Annotated in this window: 17 protein-coding genes; 6 read left to right on the top strand and 11 right to left on the bottom strand. The window is 36.9% G+C overall.

Features of this window, described 5'->3' with window-relative positions; all coding sequences use genetic code 11:
• Window positions 1–193: 193 nt before the first annotated feature.
• On the top strand, window positions 194–805 hold the full coding sequence (gene recR / locus AC07UM_RS19930; RefSeq protein WP_494684342.1) for a recombination mediator RecR: 612 nt from the start codon (window positions 194–196) through the stop codon (window positions 803–805).
• Window positions 801–1,640, top strand: coding sequence for a glycosyltransferase family 2 protein (locus AC07UM_RS19925; protein ID WP_494684590.1), 840 nt, complete (start codon window positions 801–803; stop codon window positions 1,638–1,640). The genes recR and AC07UM_RS19925 overlap by 5 nt, the downstream gene beginning before the upstream one ends.
• Before the next feature lie 52 nt (window positions 1,641–1,692).
• Here AC07UM_RS19925 and secG read toward each other — a convergent pair whose 3' ends face one another.
• From secG to AC07UM_RS19910, 3 genes are all read right to left on the bottom strand, one after another.
• On the bottom strand, window positions 1,693–2,040 hold the full coding sequence (gene secG, locus AC07UM_RS19920; RefSeq protein ID WP_494684341.1) for a preprotein translocase subunit SecG: 348 nt from the start codon (window positions 2,038–2,040) through the stop codon (window positions 1,693–1,695).
• 132 nt (window positions 2,041–2,172) lie between these two features.
• Entirely contained in the window at window positions 2,173–4,218 is a 2,046-nt protein-coding gene (locus tag AC07UM_RS19915; RefSeq protein WP_494684340.1) for a M16 family metallopeptidase, read from the bottom strand.
• Window positions 4,219–4,271: 53 nt separating this feature from the next.
• Complete coding sequence (locus AC07UM_RS19910) at window positions 4,272–5,585, bottom strand: M16 family metallopeptidase (RefSeq protein ID WP_494684339.1); 1,314 nt, start codon at window positions 5,583–5,585, stop codon at window positions 4,272–4,274.
• Between the two features lie 277 nt (window positions 5,586–5,862).
• Between AC07UM_RS19910 and AC07UM_RS19905 the strand changes: the two genes are divergently transcribed.
• The gene (locus AC07UM_RS19905) at window positions 5,863–8,193 is read left to right on the top strand and encodes an ATP-dependent helicase (protein ID WP_494684338.1); all 2,331 of its coding nucleotides are present in this window, start codon (window positions 5,863–5,865) and stop codon (window positions 8,191–8,193) included.
• A 407-nt stretch (window positions 8,194–8,600) separates the two neighbouring features.
• Window positions 8,601–11,369 carry a TonB-dependent receptor plug domain-containing protein gene (locus AC07UM_RS19900; RefSeq protein WP_494684337.1) on the top strand — a complete coding sequence of 923 codons (2,769 nt, stop codon included), beginning with the start codon at window positions 8,601–8,603 and terminating at the stop codon, window positions 11,367–11,369.
• Between the two features lie 260 nt (window positions 11,370–11,629).
• On the opposite strand, the gene AC07UM_RS19895 is transcribed toward AC07UM_RS19900, so the two are convergent.
• The 4 genes from AC07UM_RS19895 to AC07UM_RS19880 all read right to left on the bottom strand — a co-directional run bounded on the left by AC07UM_RS19895 (window position 11,630) and on the right by AC07UM_RS19880 (window position 15,867).
• Window positions 11,630–13,471 (bottom strand): carbon starvation CstA family protein, encoded by a 1,842-nt coding sequence (locus tag AC07UM_RS19895; RefSeq protein ID WP_494684336.1) that lies wholly within the window; start codon window positions 13,469–13,471, stop codon window positions 11,630–11,632.
• A gap of 194 nt (window positions 13,472–13,665) precedes the next feature.
• Window positions 13,666–14,703 carry an alpha/beta hydrolase fold domain-containing protein gene (locus AC07UM_RS19890; RefSeq protein WP_494684335.1) on the bottom strand — a complete coding sequence of 346 codons (1,038 nt, stop codon included), beginning with the start codon at window positions 14,701–14,703 and terminating at the stop codon, window positions 13,666–13,668.
• Window positions 14,704–14,723: 20 nt separating this feature from the next.
• Window positions 14,724–15,107: a DUF3037 domain-containing protein gene (locus AC07UM_RS19885; protein ID WP_494684334.1), complete on the bottom strand. Its 384-nt coding sequence runs from the start codon at window positions 15,105–15,107 to the stop codon at window positions 14,724–14,726.
• Window positions 15,094–15,867, bottom strand: a complete 774-nt coding sequence (locus tag AC07UM_RS19880) for a HipA family kinase (RefSeq protein WP_494684333.1) — start codon at window positions 15,865–15,867, stop codon at window positions 15,094–15,096. The genes AC07UM_RS19885 and AC07UM_RS19880 overlap by 14 nt, the downstream gene beginning before the upstream one ends.
• A gap of 155 nt (window positions 15,868–16,022) precedes the next feature.
• On the opposite strand from AC07UM_RS19880, the gene AC07UM_RS19875 reads away from it, so the two are divergent.
• Complete coding sequence (locus AC07UM_RS19875; RefSeq protein ID WP_494684332.1) at window positions 16,023–16,865, top strand: alpha/beta hydrolase family protein; 843 nt, start codon at window positions 16,023–16,025, stop codon at window positions 16,863–16,865.
• Window positions 16,866–16,914: 49 nt separating this feature from the next.
• On the top strand, window positions 16,915–17,421 hold the full coding sequence (locus AC07UM_RS19870; RefSeq protein ID WP_494684331.1) for an Ivy family c-type lysozyme inhibitor: 507 nt from the start codon (window positions 16,915–16,917) through the stop codon (window positions 17,419–17,421).
• Between the two features lie 178 nt (window positions 17,422–17,599).
• Here the strand turns inward: AC07UM_RS19870 and AC07UM_RS19865 are convergent, their stop codons facing one another.
• The 4 genes from AC07UM_RS19865 to AC07UM_RS19850 form a co-directional block, all read right to left on the bottom strand.
• Entirely contained in the window at window positions 17,600–18,424 is an 825-nt protein-coding gene (locus AC07UM_RS19865; RefSeq protein WP_494684330.1) for a flavin reductase family protein, read from the bottom strand.
• A 49-nt stretch (window positions 18,425–18,473) separates the two neighbouring features.
• On the bottom strand, window positions 18,474–18,923 hold the full coding sequence (locus tag AC07UM_RS19860; protein ID WP_494684329.1) for a GxxExxY protein: 450 nt from the start codon (window positions 18,921–18,923) through the stop codon (window positions 18,474–18,476).
• Between the two features lie 100 nt (window positions 18,924–19,023).
• On the bottom strand, window positions 19,024–20,271 hold the full coding sequence (fahA, locus tag AC07UM_RS19855) for a fumarylacetoacetase (protein ID WP_124530682.1): 1,248 nt from the start codon (window positions 20,269–20,271) through the stop codon (window positions 19,024–19,026).
• A gap of 55 nt (window positions 20,272–20,326) precedes the next feature.
• The gene (locus tag AC07UM_RS19850; protein WP_494684328.1) at window positions 20,327–20,788 is read right to left on the bottom strand and encodes a hypothetical protein; all 462 of its coding nucleotides are present in this window, start codon (window positions 20,786–20,788) and stop codon (window positions 20,327–20,329) included.
• Window positions 20,789–20,833: the final 45 nt, after the last annotated feature.

Raw genomic sequence — 20,833 nt, 5'->3', positions numbered from 1 at the left:
ATGGGTATTGGGAAAATTTAAAATATCGTTTTGAGACAATGTTGGACTTGTATTTCAATAGTCAATTTTTGCTTTGCAAAGTCAATAGTGAATGATAGCTGTATGAAAATTCAGAAACACGGCGAATTGACCATTGACTATTCACTTTCATCTAACTCTTCAACTTTGAACTTTAATCCTTATTTTTGTACCTATGGATTACCCAAGTAAAGTGTTGGCAAAGGCGGTAGATGAGATTTCGGGATTACCTGGGATTGGAAGAAAAACGGCTTTAAGATTAGCATTACATTTGTTGAAGCAGCCCAATTCCAGAGCCGTAAGTCTTGGAAATTCCGTGATTAATCTTGTCAACGAAATAAAATATTGTAAAGAATGTCATAATTTTTCAGATTTTGATATCTGTGAAATATGCAGCAATGAAAAGAGAAATGGTGAATTGATCTGTATTGTTGAAGATGTACGGGATGTAATTGCGATTGAAAATACAGGGAAATATACAGGGAAATATCTAATCCTTGGCGGGAAAATCTCTCCAATGGAAGGGGTAGGACCCAGCCAGCTGAATATTCCAAGCATTGAAAAGAAACTGAATGACGGTAAGGTGAAAGAATTTATTTTTGCCTTGAGCGCCACCATGGAAGGGGATACTACAGCTTATTATATTTACAAGAAATTTAAAAGATTTAATGTGAATTTTTCAAGCATTGCAAGAGGAATTTCAGTAGGAGATGAATTGGAGTATGCGGATGAAATTTCTTTAGGAAGATCTATTATCAACAGGCTTCCATACAACGAAAAGGATTAATATGAAGCTGTCCGTTATTATTGTTAATTATAATGTTGCCCGATTGCTCAGAAGCTGTCTCTTGTCTCTTCAGAAGTATATACAAGGAGTAGAATATGAAGTGGTTGTTATTGATAATGCTTCTACAGACAACTCATGGAAAAACCTTATTTCCGAGTTTCCAAGTGTACATTTTATATCTTCTGAAACGAACGGAGGGTTTTCAAAAGCGAATAACCAGGCGGTTCAAACTGCAAAAGGAGAATATATCCTGCTTTTGAATCCTGATACGGAATTAGAAGGGTTTTATATGAAAGAACTTCTGGACTTTGCAGATTCGCAGCCTTCTTTCGGGTGTCTGGGAGTAAGAATGCATGATGCGGAAGGGCATTTTCTGCCTGAAAGTAAACGCTCGGTACCAGATATGTTTAATTCTTTTGAAAAGCTGTTTACCAATTTTAAAAAGAACAATTCAAAAACTTATTACAGAAATGATATTGAAGAAGATGCTGTTGCTGAAATAGAAGTGATCACAGGAGCATTCTTATTGGCTAAAAGAGAGGTTTACGAAAAAATAGGAGGTCTGGATGAAGCTTACTTTATGTATGGTGAAGATATTGATCTTTGCTATACTTTTTTAAGAAACGGGTATAAGAACTTTTATTATGGAAAAGTTTCCATTCTTCATCACAAGGGAGAAAGTACGATCAAAGATGAAGTATATTTTAAGAGATTCTACGGCGCTATGCAGATCTTTATTGATAAATATTATAAAGAATCGAAGCCTGTGCAGTATTCATTTTTAAAAGCAGGATTAAAGCTTCGGCATCAGATAGAAAAGATCAAGTTAAAATAAAAAAGCAACTCAATTTTGAGTTGCTTTTGTTTTATGTATGATTGTATTCTTCTTATTTTGCCGGTGCCACAGGAGCTTTAGCCGGAGTTGTTGTAGAAGAAGCAGGAGCAGACTGTTTTGCAGGAGCTTCTTTCTTCGCTGGCTGATTAGGGGCTACCTGAGACGGCTTACCTGTAATAACAACGCTTAAAAGGATAAGAACGATGATAGTTCCGCCCAGAGTCCATGTTGCTTTTTCCATGAAATCATTGGTTCTTTGTACTCCAAATTGTGCAGATGATGCACCTCCGAATGTACTGGAAAGGCCTCCTCCTTTTGGATTTTGTGCCATAACGATAATTACCAATAAAACACTGGCAACCATAACAAGAACCATCAATAGTGTAAATATAGTATCCATTAATTTGATATCTTTTTGAATGGGCAAATTTAATCTTTTTTTACTGAATGACAAAGAAAGATGTCGCCAAATGTTGATAAAAATAGAAACGGCAACAATTGTTGCCGTTTTTTCTATAAAAATAGGATGTTATTATTTAAAATCAGCATCAGTAGCCTTATTGATCTCATAAGACTTTACAGTCATCGTCATGTCCATTCCCATTTGGCTTACAGAGATTGTGTAAGGCATTTTTACTCCTTCTACATCTTTGTAGTTAGAGAATGTTGTAGGAATTATTATCTCCTGACCTTTAGCTTTTATTTTTTTTGTTTCTCCGGTTTTTAATCCTGTTGCAACACTATAGTAATATGTAGTATCTCCACCTTTGATTGCATATGAATCTTCACCAGCGATTTTCTCAATTCCCCCTAATTTATAATCAGCAGATTTTGCAAAACCTAATTCTTCGAAAAGTTCCGGATTCTTTTGTTTTTCAGCAATTTCTTCTGGCGTGATATCAACTTTTTGTCCCATTTGCATGGAATAACCGGTTTTTCCGTCGAATACCTGCTTCTGAACAACCTGTCCCATTGCTGTTACCATTGTCAGCTCCTTTCCACCTTGTGCTTTAACGATTTTAAAATCTATATTCTGCCCTTGCATAGACATTGAAGCATTTGTTGTGTAAGAAGTAATTTTTGCCAGATTAGCTTTTCCTCCGATCGCGTTGATATATTTATCTGCAACAGATCCAACGGTAACGTTTGCATCTACTTTCTGTACAGCAGGTTTAGTTACCGGATTTGCTTCCTTATCGAAATATTTTACAGGATATCCAAGTTTCTCCAATCCTTCAGAAATATCAGACGCTTTACCCGCGATGAAAATTCTGCTTTGGTTGGGTAAAATTGTAGTTTTTACAGCATTTGATACGTCTGCAGCAGTTACTTTATCAATAGATTTTAAGTAATTGGTATAGAAGTCAGCAGGTAAGTCCTGAACTTTTTGGTTTAAAGCAAATCTTGCGATAGTAGCTGGCTGCTCCAAAGACATGATGAAAGAGCCTTTCAGTTTAGCTTTAGCATTTTCCAACTCTTCCGGTTTTACAGTAGAAATAGCGTTAAGTTCATTCATGAATTCTTTAACAGCTTTGTCTGTAACTTCATTTCTTACACTCGCACTTGCAGAGAATTGTGGAGAATACTTGCTGGCAACCATACTAGAATACGCACCGTAAGTAAATCCGTTCTTCTCACGAAGGTTCATGAAAAGCCTTGCTTCACCACCACCACCAAGAATGTAGTTAGCGATTGTTGCAGGGAAATAGTTGGCATCCTTCATCTTCAGGTTGTTCAGGTTGTTTAATGAAACAACAGACTGTACTGCAGAAGGAACATCCACTACATTGATCTCTGTTTTAGCAACATTAGAAGCCGGTTCTAACTGTGCAACAGGAGTATTGGCTTTTTTCCAACCGTTGAAAGATTTCTCGATCAAAGATTTTACCTGGTCAAATTTTACGTCTCCAACGATTACTAAGTAAGCATTATCCGGAGCGTAGTATTTTTTATAGGTATTTTGTACGTCAGCTAACTGAATTTTGTTGATAGATTCAACCGTTTCAAATTCACCTCTTGACGTATTTTTTCCATACATCAAAGCAGAAGAAACTCTTCCAGCAATAGAAGATGCATTTTTCTCTTCAGACTTTAATCCTTCCACCGCTCTTTCTTTAGAGTTTTGAATTTCTTCAGCGGAGAATTTAGGATTAATGATCGCATCAGCCATCAAACCTAATACTTCAGGGAAATATTTTGAAAGTGAGTTGGCAGAAGCTCCATTAGAAGAGAAATTAAGATTAGCACCAAGATAATCTACTTTTTTGTTGAAGTCATCTTTGCTGATGTTTGTTGTTCCGTTTTCGAACTGTTCAGCCATAATTTGGCTTACTCCGGTTACACTTCCTTCATTGTACGGAGGTCTGTCCATAGAAAGGCTTGCGCTTACTCTTGGCAGTTTGTTATTTTCCACCACCATTACCGTAAGACCGTTGCTTAGCTGGAAAGTTTTTGGCTTGGCAATGTTGATCGCAGGAGTAGGTCCCGGTTTCGGCATTGCATTAAGATCTATTTTTTGTGCTGAAACCATTCCTGTAAAGAAAAACGCTGCAGCTATATATGTTAATTGCTTTTTCATTTGTAAAAATTTAATTTTAAATAATCATAGTTTAACCTGAGAAGTTGAAATGATTACTTTTTTTCAGGTACGTAATTAATGATTATTCTTTGGTTAGAATTAAGATACTTTTTAGCCGCATTTTGAAGATCCTGTCTTGTGACCCCTCTGTAAATGTCGATTTCTTTATTGATCAAATTCGTGTTACCCATCAATACATGGTTGGTTGCCAATGAAGCAGCAATTCCCTGAATACTGGAGTTGGCGTTTACAAACTGGTTTTCGTACTGGTTTTGAAGCTTCTGATAATCTTCTTCAGAGATTAAAGTAGTCTGTACCTTTTTGATTTCAGCATCAATGTCAGCCTGTAAAATCTGTTTCGTAGTCTGTCCCATCGGAATCGCATAGAATGCGAAAATACTGTAGTCTTCAAGACCCTGATTGAAGGCTCCTACCTGAAGCGCTTTCTTTTCCTGGTCAACTAATTTTTTATATAAAACTGAAGATTTACCATTACTTAAATAAGAAGAAAGCATATCTAAAACATAAGCATCTTTTTCTTTGTTAGCAGGGGTTCTGTAGGCAAAGATATAAGCTGGAAGCTGAATGTTCGGGTCAGTAGCAGTAACTTCTTTCTCCTGAGTAATAGGAGTTTCTTTCGGGAAATCTTTCGGGTAAATTGTTCCTTTTGGAATTCCTCCGTAATAGGTTTCGATCCATTTTTTAGTCTGCTCAGGCTTGATGTCTCCTGCCACTACCAAAGTAGCATTATTCGGAACGTAATACTTTTTGTAGAACGCCTGGAATTCTTCTAGCTTAGCAGAATTTAAATCTTCCATAGAACCAATTGTTGGCCAGTTGTATGGGTGATTGGTAAATAAATTTTTCTGAATTGTTGTGAAAAGATTTCCATAAGGCTGGTTATCCATTCTCAATCTTTTTTCTTCTTTTACAACCTCTCTCTGTGTATCCACTCCAATTTGGTTGATAACTGCGTGACGCATTCTTTCCGCTTCCATCCAAAGTCCAAGCTGTTCGTTGTTGGAAGGGAATGTTTCGTAGTAATACGTTCTGTCATTGGTCGTGTTGGCGTTGTTCTCTCCCCCGTTTGAAGAAACGATTTTGAACCAGTCTCCTCTTTTAATGTTAGGAGTTCCTTCGAATAAAAGGTGTTCAAAGAAGTGAGCAAAACCTGTTCTGCCTTTTACTTCATCTTTTGCACCTACGTGGTACATTACACCTGTCGTGACAACCGGTGCCGAATTATCCTGATGAAGAATTACGTGAAGACCATTGGGAAGGTCATATTCTTCGAATTTGATTTGCTGTGCATTCAGCATTAGCCCGAAGAAAGCTACGGCAGCAGCAGAAAGAAGTCGCTTTTTCATAAAATTTAGAAATTGTTTACCAATTAGTATAAAAAGTGAATTAATTGTTACAGATCTTTATAAAATATATCATAAGAAATCGAAAACCAGAACCCATCTATAAAAAATATATTTTTGTTACCGCTTCATTATTTCACCAATTCAATTACAAACCCTTTTTTCAAACCAACGGCCTGCTAGTCTCTAAATTCTAACCTCTAATAATCTAACTTCTATATGAAAGTTTGAATTCTCCTCTGAATACATTAATTTTGTGTTCCCAAAATTTTTTTGCTGTATGGATTATTTGAAAGGACTCAATGAATCACAATATGAAGCCGTTACTTCTTTACAAGGACCTTTGATGGTGCTTGCAGGAGCTGGTTCCGGGAAAACGCGTGTACTTACCATGCGTATTGCCCATTTAATACACAATGGAATAGACCCTTTCAATATCCTGGCTCTTACCTTTACCAATAAAGCGGCACGTGAAATGAAAGACCGTATCGCAAAAGTAGTAGGAGACAGTAATGCAAGAAGCCTTTGGATGGGAACTTTTCACTCGGTTTTTGCAAGAATTTTAAGAATTGAAGCGCATTATCTTGGATATCCTTCCAATTTTACCATTTATGATCAGCAGGATTCCCTGAACGTGATCAAAAAAGTGCTGAAGGATATGAATATTGACGCAGATCTTTATAAACCAAAGAAAGTTCAGGCAAGAATTTCAAATTATAAAAACAACCTGATTACGGTAAAGGCCTATTTCAACAATCCCGAACTGATGGAGGCTGATGAAAAGGCAAATATGAAATTCATCGGTCAGATTTACCAGCGATATGTTGATCAGTGTTTCAGAAACGGATCTATGGATTTTGATGACCTGTTATTGAAAACGAATGAGCTGCTTACTCGTTTTCCGGAAGTGCTGGCAAAATATCAGGATAGATTCAGATACATCATGGTAGATGAGTACCAGGATACAAACCACTCACAGTATCTTATTGTAAAAGCACTGGCTTCAAAATTTGAAAATATCTGTGTGGTGGGAGATGATGCACAGTCCATCTATTCTTTCCGTGGTGCGAATATCTACAATATCTTAAACTTTAAAAAAGATTATACGGATGCTAAAACGGTATCGCTGGAGCAGAATTACCGTTCTACACAGAATATCGTAAATGCGGCTAATGTTGTGATTGCAAAAAACCTGCAGCAGTTTAAGAAAAACGTGTTCAGTGATAATGAAGAAGGGGATAAGATCAAAATATACAGGTCTCTTTCCGATGCGGATGAAGCGAATTTCGTGGCCGGAAATATCTGGGAACTTCGCAACCGAGACCAAAGGAAGTACAGCGATTTTGCTATTCTATACAGAACCAATTCTCAGACCCGTGCATTTGAAGATGCACTGAGACGTAAAAATATTCCATATAAAGTGTATGGAGGACTTTCTTTCTACCAAAGAAAGGAGGTGAAAGACCTTATTGGATACCTGCGTCTTCTGATCAATGAAAATGATTCTGAAGCGTTGATGAGAATTATCAATTATCCTGCAAGGGGAATTGGAGAGACCACACAGAACAAGCTGATCGTTTTTGCAGATGCTCATAATATTGCGGTTTCAAAAGTTTTGGATAATCTTCCGATGTATTCACCGCAATTAGGTTTGAACAATGGAGTTTTAAACAAGCTGAATGACTTTTGGTCCATGATAAAAGCTTTCCAGGTATTGCTGAAAACAGAGACTGCTTATAGTGTTGCTATGGAAGTGGCAAAACGAAGTGGTTTAATCAAATTCTTGAAAGATGACCAGACTCCGGAAGGAATTTCCAGAGTAGAAAACGTTCAGGAATTGATGAACTCTATGCAGGGATTCATTGAGGAGCAGATACAGCTGGAAGATGGAGATCCAAGCCTTTCTAACTTCCTTGAAAACATTGCGCTTTCTGCAGATACCCAGGATAAGAATCTGGAAGATGATATGGTTTCATTGATGACGATTCACCTTTCAAAAGGATTGGAATTCCCGGTAGTTCATTTGGTAGGACTTGAAGAAAATCTTTTCCCAAGCTTTATGAGTTCTGCAACCAGAGAAGATTTGGAAGAGGAGAGAAGACTATTTTATGTAGCACTTACAAGAGCTGAAAAACAGGTGTTTTTCTCGTATGCTGTTTCCCGTTTCCAATGGGGAAAAATCACGGATGCGGAGCCTTCAAGATTCTTAAGTGAAATTGATGATGAATACATTGAATTTCTTAATCCGGCTTTGGAAAAAAGATTTATCAATAATGCAGGAGTGAAATCTAATATTTTTGATGAACATCCTTCTGAAATGAAATCTTTTAAAAAGGTTGAGAAAAAGACAATTGATAAAGGAGATATGTCAAAACCGGCACAGGAGGTAAGAAAACTGAAGCCGGTAAGCACCGCAAAAATTATCAATCCAAGCGGAGCTTCGTCCCAGGATATTGAAGTGGGAGATAAAGTAAGACACGACCGTTTCGGAATAGGAGAAGTAAGTTTTCTGGACGGAACAGATCCTCAGAATATCAAAGCGAAGGTTATTTTCATCCATGAAGGAGAGAAAAACCTGATCCTGAAATATGCTAAACTGACCAAGATTTAATTTCAGAATAATACAATATAAAGAAAACGGATTCAATTTTTGGATCCGTTTTTTTATTGTTTAAACGCTGAGGTCACAATGTGGTTATTAAGATCTGTTTATTTTTCGATCGCAAAGGTGTTTACTTAGCAAAGACAGATTTCTCTGCTGAACGAAGTGCCTTTGCGATCGTCAGACTAATAAGCTACAAATTTTTTGCGATCATGGCGTTTTTATTTTAGATCTAAAACTCTATAAAACAATGTTTTTTATTGAAATGTTCTTAATTTATCATAACTTTAAATGAGGGATAGAAAGAAACGATTACCATTTTTTACAAAAACAAAGTCTATTGTTTTTGTAGACTAATAAATAAATTTTACATTTGCACCTTGTAAAAAACATAAATGTTAATCAAATTCTAAACTATGACTAATAAAAAAACTATTCTTTCGGCTTCTGTTTTATTTTTCCTCGGTGTATTTACTTACGGACAGGAAAAAGACAGCATACAAACTAAAAAAGACACTATAAAGACCAATAATGTAGAAGAAGTAGTCGTATTGGGATCAAGAGCCGGAGCGAGATCTAAAACAGACAGCCCGGTTCCTGTAGATGTATTCAACGTGAAAGAATCTTCAATTATACTTCCTCAAACCAATATCGGGCAAATACTGAATGCTGTAGCGCCTTCTTTCACATCCACTATTCAGACTAATTCAGATGGAACAGACCATTTGGATCCCGCACAGCTGAGAGGGCTGGGACCAGATCAGGTGCTAGTTTTGGTGAATGGAAAGAGAAGACATACTTCCGCATTGGTCAATGTCAACGGAACACCGGGAAGAGGTACAGTAGGAACCGACCTGAATGCCATTCCGTCCTTTGCATTAAACAGAATTGAAGTATTAAGAGATGGAGCTTCTGCACAATATGGATCTGATGCCATTGCCGGAGTGATCAATCTTGATCTGAAAAGAGATACAGGAAAACTGGCAGGGCAGATCAGCTATGGAGGGAACCTTACGCCAACGGCAAACGACCATACCGGAGATTTCGATGGTCAGAATATTCAGCTGGATTTGAACTATGGGAATAAAATCGGAACCAAAGGCGGTTTTTTTAATATTACATGGTCTTCACAGTTCAGAAATCCGACTTACAGAGCAGGAACAGAAAGTGGTCCTATTTACAACGCTTATAACGCGATTGAACAACGTGCATTGAATGACGGTGTGAATCTTTCTTCTCTTTTTACAAATATCAATAATACACCCAATTCACAGCAGATTGTAAACTATGTACACCAGTATGCACAGAATGTAAATTACTTTTCTCAGGATTTGCAAAATTCTATCCAGGGGGCCAATACCATTTCCGCATTGCAGAATGTTTTGAAGTCAGCAAGTTTTACCAGAGATCAGCTTAATTATATCACAGATCAGGAACTGGCTTACAGAGGGCAGACGAGAAAGGATTTTAATATGCAGGTAGGGCAGTCTAAGCTCAACAATCACCAGTTTTTTGTGAATGCCGAGCTGCCAATCAATGACAACTGGAAAGTGTATACTTTTGGTGGTTACAGCATAAGACACGGAACTTCAGGAGGATTTTACAGAAGACCAAGCGAAAGCAGAACTTTTACAGGATTATATCCAAACGGTTATCTTCCACAGATTGGAACAGATATTCAGGATATTTCATTAGCTGCCGGAATCAAAGGAAAATGGGAGGGCTGGAATATTGATTTCAGTAACACTTATGGACAGAATTCATTTACTTATAATATTCAGAATACAGGAAACACTTCCTTACGTTTTGCTTCACCAAGAGAATTTAATGCAGGTGGATTACGATTTTCTCAAAATACGATCAATTTAGATTTCTCAAAAAAATATGATGTTTGGGAAGGAATCAATGTTGCTTTTGGAGCAGAACACCGTTATGAAAATTTTAAAATTACCCAGGGTGAAGAAGCTTCTTATGCAACGTATGATGCTTCCGGAAATATATGGAACGGAAATTCTGTAAGACCTACGGATTTCTTTGGAGCAGCGCTTCCGGGAGGATCACAGGTATTCAACGGATTCAAGCCTGAGAATGCTGTGGATAAAAACAGACAATCGGTGGCAGCCTATGCAGATGTTGAATTCAATTTCACAAACTGGTTATTGGTAGATGCTGCAGCGAGATATGAAAATTATTCTGATTTTGGCTCTACATTCAATTATAAATTAGCTTCAAGAATTAAAGTAGCCCCTAATTTCAACGTGAGATTTGCAGGTTCTACAGGATTCAGAGCACCATCTATCCACCAGATTTATTATAATGTAACATCTACATTATTTACGAATAATCAACTTTTGGAAGTAGGGACTTTCAGTAATGATTCTCAACTTGCCGGGTTATTGGATATGCCAAAACTGAAACAGGAAACTTCCAAATCTGCAAGTGTAGGATTTACCTACAAAATTCCTTCAGTAGGGCTTAGCTTCACTGCAGATGGATATTTCACAAGAATTGATAACCGTGTCATCCTTACCGATCAGTTTTTAAGAGCAAATGTTCCTCAGAAAGCACAGGAAGCTTATGATCAATTAGGAATCAATGCTGCACAGTTCTTTACCAATGCGATTGATACAGAAACAAAAGGGCTGGATGTTGTCATCTCCCATAATGCAAGATTCTCAGGATTTAAGTTGGATAACAGCTTTGCCATTAACCTTAATAAAACCAAACAGGTAGGAGATATTCATTCTGCTGGACTTTTACAGTCGCCACAGCTTGAGAAAGTATATTTCTCAGAAAAATCAAGAGTGTATCTGGAAGAAGCAGTGCCAAGAGTGAAAGCCAGTCTTTCCCATACTCTTGCATGGAAAAGTGCTACTTTCTATCTGAGAAATACTTATTTTGGAAAAGTGACAGGGGCTGATATTATTGATGTGAATGGAGATGGTATCATTGATTTTAATGAGCACCAACAGATCGGAGATAAGATTATTACTGACCTGTCTGCTGCCTATCAGTTTACGAAAAATGTAGGATTGACATTGGGAGTAAATAACTTATTTGATATTTATCCAACGAAAAATCTTACTGCTTCTACAAATAACGATCAGTTCATCTATTCGCGTTCCACTTCACAGTTTGGGCAGAATGGAAGATATGTTTTTGCAAGACTTAATTTTAATTTTTAAATACAATAACAGATCATACTTATCAACTTGTTTAAACTTTTATTTTGGAAACATTAAGACTGTATTAAGGTGTTAAGAGTATTAAGATAAGCTTTGCTTTAAGCTTAAAATCAGAATGATTCATCTTAAGTATACTTTATTTCTTAAATCCTTCTTAATGGTTTTAATATATATCTTACATTTTTTATAAGTTTAAACAACTCTTATAAAAAAACAGTTCAGAATTTCTGAACTGTTTTTTCTTTATGATAATATGAATGTTATCTTTCTACCAGTTCTTTCACCGGTTCACCATAATGATCAATCTCCGTTGTGTTGATCCGAAGAAGTTGATACCATTTCCTGAAGGCTCCTATAAATACAATAAGCATAAGAATCATTGCTGTTGCCGCTAATGCAGCCAGTAAATATTGTCCTTTTGGAATATAGATAGCGGTGACCTGAATATAGCCGGCCCAGAAAGTAATAATGGCCATAAAAACTCCGGGAACAGCCGAGCATAAAGCATATCTTCCTCTGTTCATCCTTATCAGCATTGTTGTGCAGACGATAAGTCCACAGGCTGCCAATAGCTGATTACTGATCCCGAATAACGGCCAGATACTATTTACATTTCCGGTGTACACGAGATATCCCCAGGCAAAAGTGAAAAGAAGACTGCTGATAATAATTCCGGGAATCCAGTTTTTATCATTAAATTTTGGAACTACAGAGCCCAGCATTTCCTGTAAAAAGAAACGTCCAACCCTTGTTCCTGCATCAATGGCAGTAAGAATAAATACTGCTTCAAACATAATCGCAAAATTATACCAATACGCAGTCAGCTGATCCATATACGGGATTTTATTGAAGATATGAGCCATTCCTACCGCCAGAGAAACTGCCCCTCCGGTTCTGCCATAAAGGTCAATGCCAATCTTTTGGGAATAATAATCGATGTCTACCCCGTGAAGAGAAGGGTGCGTTGCAAGAAAAGTATCATACGCTTCCTTAGGCGTATTGATTGCAAAATAATCCCCCGGCATCAATGTACAGGCTGCAATAAGTGCCATTAAAGCTACAAAACCTTCTACAAGCATTGCTCCATATCCTACGAAAAGGATTTCCCTTTCCTTAGTGAGCATTTTCGGAGTTGTTCCCGTCGCTATCACAGCGTGGAATCCGGAAATCGCCCCACAGGCAATCACAATGAAGATAAAAGGAAGTACCGGACCTCCAATAATAGGACCTCCACCATTTACAAATTCAGTAATAGCCGGCATCTGTATTGTTGGATGAATGACAATTACCCCGATTGCCAGCATAATAATCGTTCCTATCTTTAAATAGGTAGAAAGATAATCTCTGGGAACCAAAAGCAGCCAGACAGGTAATACAGAAGCAATAAAACCATACAGAGGAATCGCGATAGAAATTGTTTTAATATCCCAGGAAAACAGATTATTCATGGTAGGGTTCTGCATCAGAGTGTGACCTCCAATGATTCCGGCAATCAAAAGTATACCGCCTAAAATACTTGCAAACAAAACACTGTTCTTTTTGTAACGCATGATCAGTCCCATAATGATTGCAATGGGCATGGTAATCACTACCGTAAAAAGAGACCATGAGGCTTCATGCATCGCATTGATACAAGCCAAAGATAAACCGGCAAGCGTAAGAATAAGGATGAAAAGAATCGCAAAACCAGCTACCGTTCCTGTTGCTTTTCCGATTTCTTTCGAAGCGATAGTCGCGAGACTTTGACCTTTATGTCTTACAGAAGCAAAGAGTACAACCATGTCATGCACCCCGCCTCCCAATACACAACCGATCAGAATCCATAATGCGCCTGGAAGATACCCAAATTGTGCTGCGAGAACGGGACCTACTAACGGTCCGGCAGCAGCAATAGCGGCAAAATGATGCCCGAAAAGCACATTTTTATTGGTGGCTACGTAATCTTTACCATCTGCAAACTCTACAGCAGGGGTTACATTCTGGTCATTCAGCCTGAGAACTTTATTAGCGATAAAAATACCATAGAACCGGTACGCTATGGCAAAAATAAGAACAGAAGCAAATATGAGGGTAAGAGCATTGATATTATTTAAATATTCCATATTACTTATTTTTATTAATGAATAACTAAATTATTAGCATTTTTGTTATAAATAGTTTAAACAATAGCCAAGGTAATTAATTCTCAATTAAAAAATATCAATATGTATATCAATTTAGCAAATTTGTTGTTGTTATTTATTTTATTATATTGGTTTTTAATGAATTGATTTTATTTTAAATAGCTCAATGTATATTATTTCTTCTGTGAAAGAATGAAATCTACCATCTGATCTGTAAGTTGATCCAGATAAGCTTTATCAGTAGTACCAAAACCATGTACTCCGCCATCAACGATGATTAAAGAATTCTGAATTTTTGCCCTGTTGAGTTTCCTGTGAAGCTTTTTAGATTGGCTCAAAGGGACGATTTTATCGTTATTTCCCTGAACAATTAAAGTTGGGACACCTCCTGAAACAAAATTAACGGGAGATATGGTTTCTAAATAATTGATCGCTCTGTCCTGATCTTTTCTGACATCATAGCCGGAAAGTCCCTTCACCAGATTTTGCTGTAAACTGACGATTTTTTTCGACATCAGTCCGATCATGGCTACAGGAATTGTTCCAAGTTTGGTATGAAATAACTTGTTCAGATCAGCAGGTCCATAATGATCAATCACATAATTGACTTTGGCAGAATAAGAGGAAAGTTCCGGATTTCCAATAAAAGTATTATCCGGAGTATAGGCTGCAAGCAAAGAAAGATGAGCTCCTGCTGAGGCTCCGAAAAGCCCAATATTATTACCATCGAAATGATATTTTTCGGCATTCTTTCTTACCCATCTTATGGCATCTTTAGTGTCTTCCAAAGGTAACGGAAAATGAGTACTGTCATTCAGAAGAGTGTAATTGATACTGATTACAGCATACTGCTTTGCCATCAGTTTTGCAATGGTAGTTTCAACATAATTATCCGAATGGATTATCTTATCACCTTCAACCCATCCGCCTCCATGTACATAGATCAGAACAGGAAGCTGCTGGCTGGCTGAAATGTTTTTGGGTGTAAAAACGTCCAGTTTAACAGGATTTCCTTTCCTGTTGGTTTTATAGACAATATCTTCAGACAGATTGGCTATTTCGGGAAGTAATGTACTTTTTACGGAAGGTGCCGGGTTGGGAACTTGTGAAAAGTTTTGAGAAAAAAATAAATTTGAAAGACTTAAGAATAAAACAAAAAACAGGTTTGTTAAAAACCTGTAGTTTAATATGTTGTTTATCGATAAATTCATAATAAATTTTTTAGGATGTGCTATTTTACTAACTCCTCAAAAAGCTTACCAAAAGTAGCATTCAGATCCTTGGATTTTCCGGGATGAGGTCTCGATGTCTGTACAACAGCACTTCTTACGGCGGTTAGCCAGCGGAAGCGTTCCGGGATGTCAAGGAGAGCAATAGGACCACCGTTTTTATCTCCACTGGCAATCTTCTGAAAGCTTTCCAGATTATGGATAACATCATCATAATCCAGCTTGCTATGCATCAGGTTGAATTTATCAGGACACAAATAGAATTCCGCTTTGATGAATTTTTCCTTTTTGGAAAACATCACCAATCCGATATTGAAAAATTCTTCTCTTTCAACCTTAGGTACCAGGCGTATTACCGCATATTCATATATTTTATCCTCTTGCATTTTTCGCTTCGTTTACAAAGATTTGAGAATTTTCTAATCTGGTTTTCATAAACTGAAAATAGATCTCACGGATTTCATCAGGCGTTTCATCGGCATCATTCCAATGTAACCAGTCTTCAGGAATCATATTGACAAGTTCTCTGAAAAATTTGTCATTCAATACTTCGTGGCCAAATTTGTCTGCTTCGTCAAGCATTTTTGCTTTTGGAAGAAGTACATGGTCTTTCACATATTTGAAAGGCGTTTTTGCCGCAGTATCAAAATTCTGCCATGAATGATGGAAATAGAACGAAGCTCCATTATCAATGATCCAAAGTTCTTTATGCCACATCAGCATGTTTGTATTTTTAAAAGTACGGTCAATATTGGTAATGAAAGCATCCAGCCACACTATTTTTGAGGCCAGAAGCGGATCAACATTTACTCCAGGATCATAGGTAATAGAACCGGAAAGATAATGTAACCCAAGATTCAGGCCTTCGGAAGACTTCAGGAGATCCTGTATTTCTTCATCAGCTTCCGTTCTTCCGAAGTCAGCATCAAGATTGACAAAAACAAGTTCAGGAATCTTAAGTCCTAATGCTTCGGTAATTTTTCCGCCTAAAAGTTCGGAGATCAGCATTTTTACCCCATGGCCTGCACCACGGAATTTTAATACATATTTGAAATCATCATCAGCTTCTGCCAGAGCGGGAAGAGATCCTCCTTCTCTCAGGGGCAGAATGTAACGCATCACGGTTACAGTTCTTAAATTCTGCATGAAACAAAAATAAGGCTATTTTTATAAACTTCAGCTTGACTTTAGATAAAAGAAACTAGGAATTTACATTGAAAAACAGAGTTTTTTTCATAAATTTCAATTTGAATACATGACATAAGTGTATATAATATTAAAAAATAAGCCCCATTTGTTTTATGAATGTAATTAGTGAAAAGAATATATATTTAGAAAATAAAGAAACGAAAGGTTTTCTTGCGGATATTTTTTATACAGATACTGAAGAAAAGCTTCCACTCGTCATATTTGTTCATGGATATAAAGGTTATAAAGATTGGGGAGCCTGGGATCTGATGGCCAAAAAATTTGCTGAAGCAGGTTTTTTCTTTGTTAAGTTTAATTTTTCACACAACGGAACAACAACGGATAATCCGACGGATTTTGCAGATCTTGAAGCTTTTGGTCATAATAATTATTCTAAGGAACTTTCTGATCTGGGAGTCGTTATTGATCATTTTAGCAAAGATCCTCATGTTGATGATGAAAAGATTATTTTGATCGGACACAGCAGAGGAGGAGGTATTTCGATTGTTAAAACTTTTGAGGACGAAAGAATCAATGGTCTGATTACATTGGCGAGTGTAGATACTTTAGACCGTTTTCCAAAGGGAGAAGCATTCGAAAACTGGAAAAATAACGGGGTATATTATGCTCTGAACGGGCGTACCCAACAGGAAATGCCCCACTATTATCAGTTTTATGAAGATTATGAGAACTATATTCATCGTTTTGATGTAGAGCGGGCTACAGAAATGGCCAAGGCTCATATGCTGATTATTCATGGAACAGAGGATGAAGCAGTGGAGGTGAAACAGGCTGAACATCTTCATATCCTTCACCCCAATTCTGAACTGTTTCTGATTGAAAATGCCAACCATACATTCGGAGCCAAAGAACCATGGATAGAAACTGTTTTACCACAAGATCTGAACACCGTAACTGAGAAGTCTATTGATTTTATAAATAAAAAATTGAAATAAAACGTTTGAAATTACGTTATAACAGATTAACCACCTTATCAGTATCATTATGAAAAAAATTATTGCAGGCGCATTTGCGCTGTCATTATGTGTTGTTTCATGTAAAAAAGAGACAAAAACAGAATCTTCCGTAAACACAGATACCTTAGCCACAGTAATGCCCAAAGATTCTGTATCAACTCCAAAAAACGATTCTGTTGCATCTCCTTCTTCTGCTTCAGGAGCATCCACTATTATTACTAAAAATGTAGGAAAGTATCCCCATGATATTAAATTCTTTGAAGATAAGGGCATCACAGAAAGGCTGAAAAAGTTAGTAGGAACCCAATATGATGAAATGGTAAAGAATTTCAATGTGGAAAGTCCTGTTACTTCCGACAACGGAATTTATAAGCTGACAGGATGCAAGCAGCACGATTGTCCAGGATATGCTACCAGCATTTACTATGACGCTAAAAATGACAACCTGAATGTTTCCATTGATAAAAATGGCAAAGCGGCAGACTTTGCTGAAAAAGGAAAAATTACTATTTCAGAATCATTGAAAGCAAAGTAAAATATAAGTAAGGAAGCTGAAAGTTATTAACTGTGTTCTATATCTATTGAAACCAAAATAGAAATTTTTTCCAAAAGATTATTAATTGGGAAAAAGTTATTCAGAAGACTTTATAAACTCCCAGCCTCTGGTATCCAACTTCCAATAAAAAAGCGGCCTGAAATTTCAGGCCGCTTTTTTATTGGATAGTGAGTAAAACCCAGGCTTCTTCAACTTTGCTTTCCAGAAGTAATTTCTGGGCATCCGCATGAATATTTTCATCGGCATGGAAGTCACCCGCAGGTAATATTTCTGTATTGGCAAGCATCCCAAGATCATTTCCAGTAAACACTTTGCTGTACTTAATGGAATCCGGTAACAGGTCAAAGCCAATTCCTTTCGTTACCAAAGGTTTTGGAACTTCAAAAAGACTGTTTTCGTTGCTTCTGGAATACCAATTGCTGCCTAAACGGGCTACCATATCCAGTTTTTTCTGATCCAGATTTCCGGCTTCATTCAGATATTCTTCTCTGATATGGATTTTCTGAACTTCACAAATCACAAGATTTCCGGCGCCTCCCTGATCTCCCAACGATTTTACCTCTAAAACTTTACATTCAAAGTTTACGGGGCATTCTTCAATCAGTTTAGGTTGTACAAGATCTGCCTCTTTCATCGTAAGACCGGATTTGATAAACTCATTCACTCCGGTTTCATATTCTGTAGAAGCTAAAGAGATTTGTTGTACAATTGGAAAATTTACTGTTCCAATAACGACTTCCGGTACTTCAAGAACGTTTTCCAGCGTGTGTTTCGTTGTATTGTCACGTACTCTCCTTGATGGTGAAAAAATCAAAATCGGAGGAACCGTACTGAACATATTAAAAAAACTGAACGGAGATAAGTTGATCGTACCATCTTTATCTACAGTAGAAGCCAAAGCAATCGGGCGTGGTGAAACAGCCGTCTGCATGATCGTCTGCAGTTGTACGGAGGTTATCTCGGAGGGGATTACTGTTTTCATATTTTTGTTTTTAACACTTAAGTTGTTTTTAGTAATTTATGACAATGCCTTATTGAAGAGCACTTAAGTTTGAAAATCTGTGATTTTCATTCTTTGGGAAGTTCTTTAAATAGTTAGAAGCAAAGAACTCACAGCCTTCGTGATAAAGGTTGGTAACATTGAAATTAACTAAAATTGAGCGAGGTTGATTTAATAGATTCATGTAATTCATAGTTTGTGCTTTATGAATCTGATGAATTTCAGCAACTGATTTTATTTCTAAAACAATCAAATCTTCAATCAAAAAGTCACATTTTAATTTACAATCTATATAGCTTTCTTTATAGAAAAATGGTATTTCAAGTTCACTTTGATATTTTAAACCTAATAATTTAAATTCTTTTTCCAAACACTGATGATAAACCTCTTCATATAAGCCAGGACCTGCTAGTTTATGGACCTCAATACAAGCTCCAACAACTTTATAAGACAGATCATTAATTATTTTTTGAGTAATCATAATGAAGGGAAAAATGAAAATCGTAGATTTTCAAAAACTAAAGTGAACTTGATTTTATCATAATTTTTTAGCTTAAAAAACTAAAGTGTTTAAATAGTTATTAAAGTGTTGGAATAATTTTACCGGAAACTTCACCGAAGCCTACTCTCACACCATCTTTTTCAGCCCAAGCTTTCATGGTAACGGTATCATTATCTTCAATGAATTTTCTTTCTTCGCCGTTGCTAAGTGATAAAGGATTTTGTCCTCTCCAGGTAAGTTCAAGCATAGAACCGAAAGATTTTGGATCACTTCCTGAAATGGTACCACTTGCATACAGGTCACCCACTTCCACATTACATCCGTTTACGGTGTGGTGTGCCAGTTGTTGAGTCATATTCCAGTACATGTGTTTGTAGTTGCTCTCGGAGATCAGGTTTTGGTCTCCATTTTCAGGCTGAATGTACACTTCAAGGTTGATATCGTAGTTTTTATCACCTTCAAATTTTAGATAATCCAAAACTTCAGGATCCTGAGTTGGAGAAGCCGTTCTGAATGGTTCTAAAGCTTCAAGAGTAACTACCCAGGGAGAAATAGAAGAACCGAAGTTTTTCGCAAGGAATGGCCCTAGTGGAACATATTCCCATGATTGAATATCTCTTGCAGACCAATCATTGAAAACTACCATTCCGAAAATAGCATCTTCTGCCTCTTTTGTAGAAATACTTTCTCCCATCTCCGTATTTTTGTTGATGACGAAAGCCATTTCCAATTCGAAATCCAGTTGTTTGCATGGCCCAAAAACAGGCTTGTCTGCATCTGCAGGCTTCATCTGACCTTTTGGACGGTTGATTTCTGTACCTGAAACTACGATAGAGGAGGCTCTTCCGTGGTAACCTACCGGTAAATGTTTCCAGTTGGGTAATAAAGCGTTTTCAGGATCGCGGAACATTTTTCCTACGTTGGTAGCATGTTCAATGCTGCTGTAAAAGTCAGTGTAATTCGGGATGTGAAGAGGCATCATCATTTTTACTTTATCCAGATCATAGAAGGCTTCTTCAATCGTTTTCTGATCTTTTGATAAAATGGAACCCTCCTGTAATAAGGTCTGAATTTTAGTACGAATGGCATTGGTAACAGGTTTACCCAGTTCGATAAATTCGTTGATGGTATAGGCTTCAAAAACATTGTCGTCTAATCCTTCAATATCTTCGAAATACCCAAGATCGTACAAGGTAGCAAGATCAATTACCTGATCTCCGATTCTTGTACAGCATCCGATATATTCTTTGTTAAAAACTGCGACTCCGAAAGGAATATTGTGGATGGAAAAATCCGAATTTGAGGAATAGTCTACAAATGATTTCATAAGTTTAGATTTTAGTTAGATTTAAAGATCACGCTGAGAGATTTCCTCAGAATATTTATTTTGCTTTTTTTGAGTAAGATGCTTCATCAATCCATCGATCTCTGGTATTGACATCGATGAGGTACAGAATATTGTCCTGCTGGGTCAATAATAGAGTTTTGGTAACAGGCATTGGGATTTTTTTGTTTTCAAGCATGTCTGCTCTTAAAGAAATAATATTTTTTTTCCTGATAATATCACCGGTAAAAACATTGGAACTGCTTTCTCCTGTAGCTTTATCATCGAAAACTTCTACATAAGTGGCATTATTGCCTTTGATAATAATAAAGTCCCGTTCTGTATGATCGGCTTCATCTTTGATGAAAATGAACTTTTTGTTGTCAATATTTACATTTTCAAGATGCTGATTGATGCCCTTTCTTTGTTCAAGTCGGTTAAGGATTTCATTCAAAGATCCATATTGAGCTTTAAGCCCTAATGTTCCCAGAAAAAGAGTCCCGATTAAAAATTTTCTCATATACTGTGTTTTATAAAAAAGTTTTGCCAGAATACGGTATTCTGA

It is taken from the genome of Chryseobacterium sp. GW821-FHT04C04 (assembly GCF_059420365.1).
Note: the sequence above shows the minus strand (reverse complement) of the source record. Positions and strands in the feature narration are given on the sequence as shown.

Excerpts from the sequence above, each read along its gene's own strand:
- recR (WP_494684342.1), top strand. The coding sequence starts at position 194 with ATGGATTACCCAAGTAAAGTGTTGGCAAAGGCGGTAGATGAGATTTCG.
- secG (WP_494684341.1), bottom strand. The coding sequence starts at position 2,040 with ATGGATACTATATTTACACTATTGATGGTTCTTGTTATGGTTGCCAGT.
- AC07UM_RS19915 (WP_494684340.1), bottom strand. The coding sequence starts at position 4,218 with ATGAAAAAGCAATTAACATATATAGCTGCAGCGTTTTTCTTTACAGGA.
- AC07UM_RS19910 (WP_494684339.1), bottom strand. The coding sequence starts at position 5,585 with ATGAAAAAGCGACTTCTTTCTGCTGCTGCCGTAGCTTTCTTCGGGCTA.
- AC07UM_RS19905 (WP_494684338.1), top strand. The coding sequence starts at position 5,863 with ATGGATTATTTGAAAGGACTCAATGAATCACAATATGAAGCCGTTACT.
- AC07UM_RS19900 (WP_494684337.1), top strand. The coding sequence starts at position 8,601 with ATGACTAATAAAAAAACTATTCTTTCGGCTTCTGTTTTATTTTTCCTC.
- AC07UM_RS19895 (WP_494684336.1), bottom strand. The coding sequence starts at position 13,471 with ATGGAATATTTAAATAATATCAATGCTCTTACCCTCATATTTGCTTCT.
- AC07UM_RS19890 (WP_494684335.1), bottom strand. The coding sequence starts at position 14,703 with ATGAATTTATCGATAAACAACATATTAAACTACAGGTTTTTAACAAAC.
- AC07UM_RS19885 (WP_494684334.1), bottom strand. The coding sequence starts at position 15,107 with ATGCAAGAGGATAAAATATATGAATATGCGGTAATACGCCTGGTACCT.
- AC07UM_RS19880 (WP_494684333.1), bottom strand. The coding sequence starts at position 15,867 with ATGCAGAATTTAAGAACTGTAACCGTGATGCGTTACATTCTGCCCCTG.
- AC07UM_RS19875 (WP_494684332.1), top strand. The coding sequence starts at position 16,023 with ATGAATGTAATTAGTGAAAAGAATATATATTTAGAAAATAAAGAAACG.
- AC07UM_RS19870 (WP_494684331.1), top strand. The coding sequence starts at position 16,915 with ATGAAAAAAATTATTGCAGGCGCATTTGCGCTGTCATTATGTGTTGTT.
- AC07UM_RS19865 (WP_494684330.1), bottom strand. The coding sequence starts at position 18,424 with ATGAAAACAGTAATCCCCTCCGAGATAACCTCCGTACAACTGCAGACG.
- AC07UM_RS19860 (WP_494684329.1), bottom strand. The coding sequence starts at position 18,923 with ATGATTACTCAAAAAATAATTAATGATCTGTCTTATAAAGTTGTTGGA.
- fahA (WP_124530682.1), bottom strand. The coding sequence starts at position 20,271 with ATGAAATCATTTGTAGACTATTCCTCAAATTCGGATTTTTCCATCCAC.
- AC07UM_RS19850 (WP_494684328.1), bottom strand. The coding sequence starts at position 20,788 with ATGAGAAAATTTTTAATCGGGACTCTTTTTCTGGGAACATTAGGGCTT.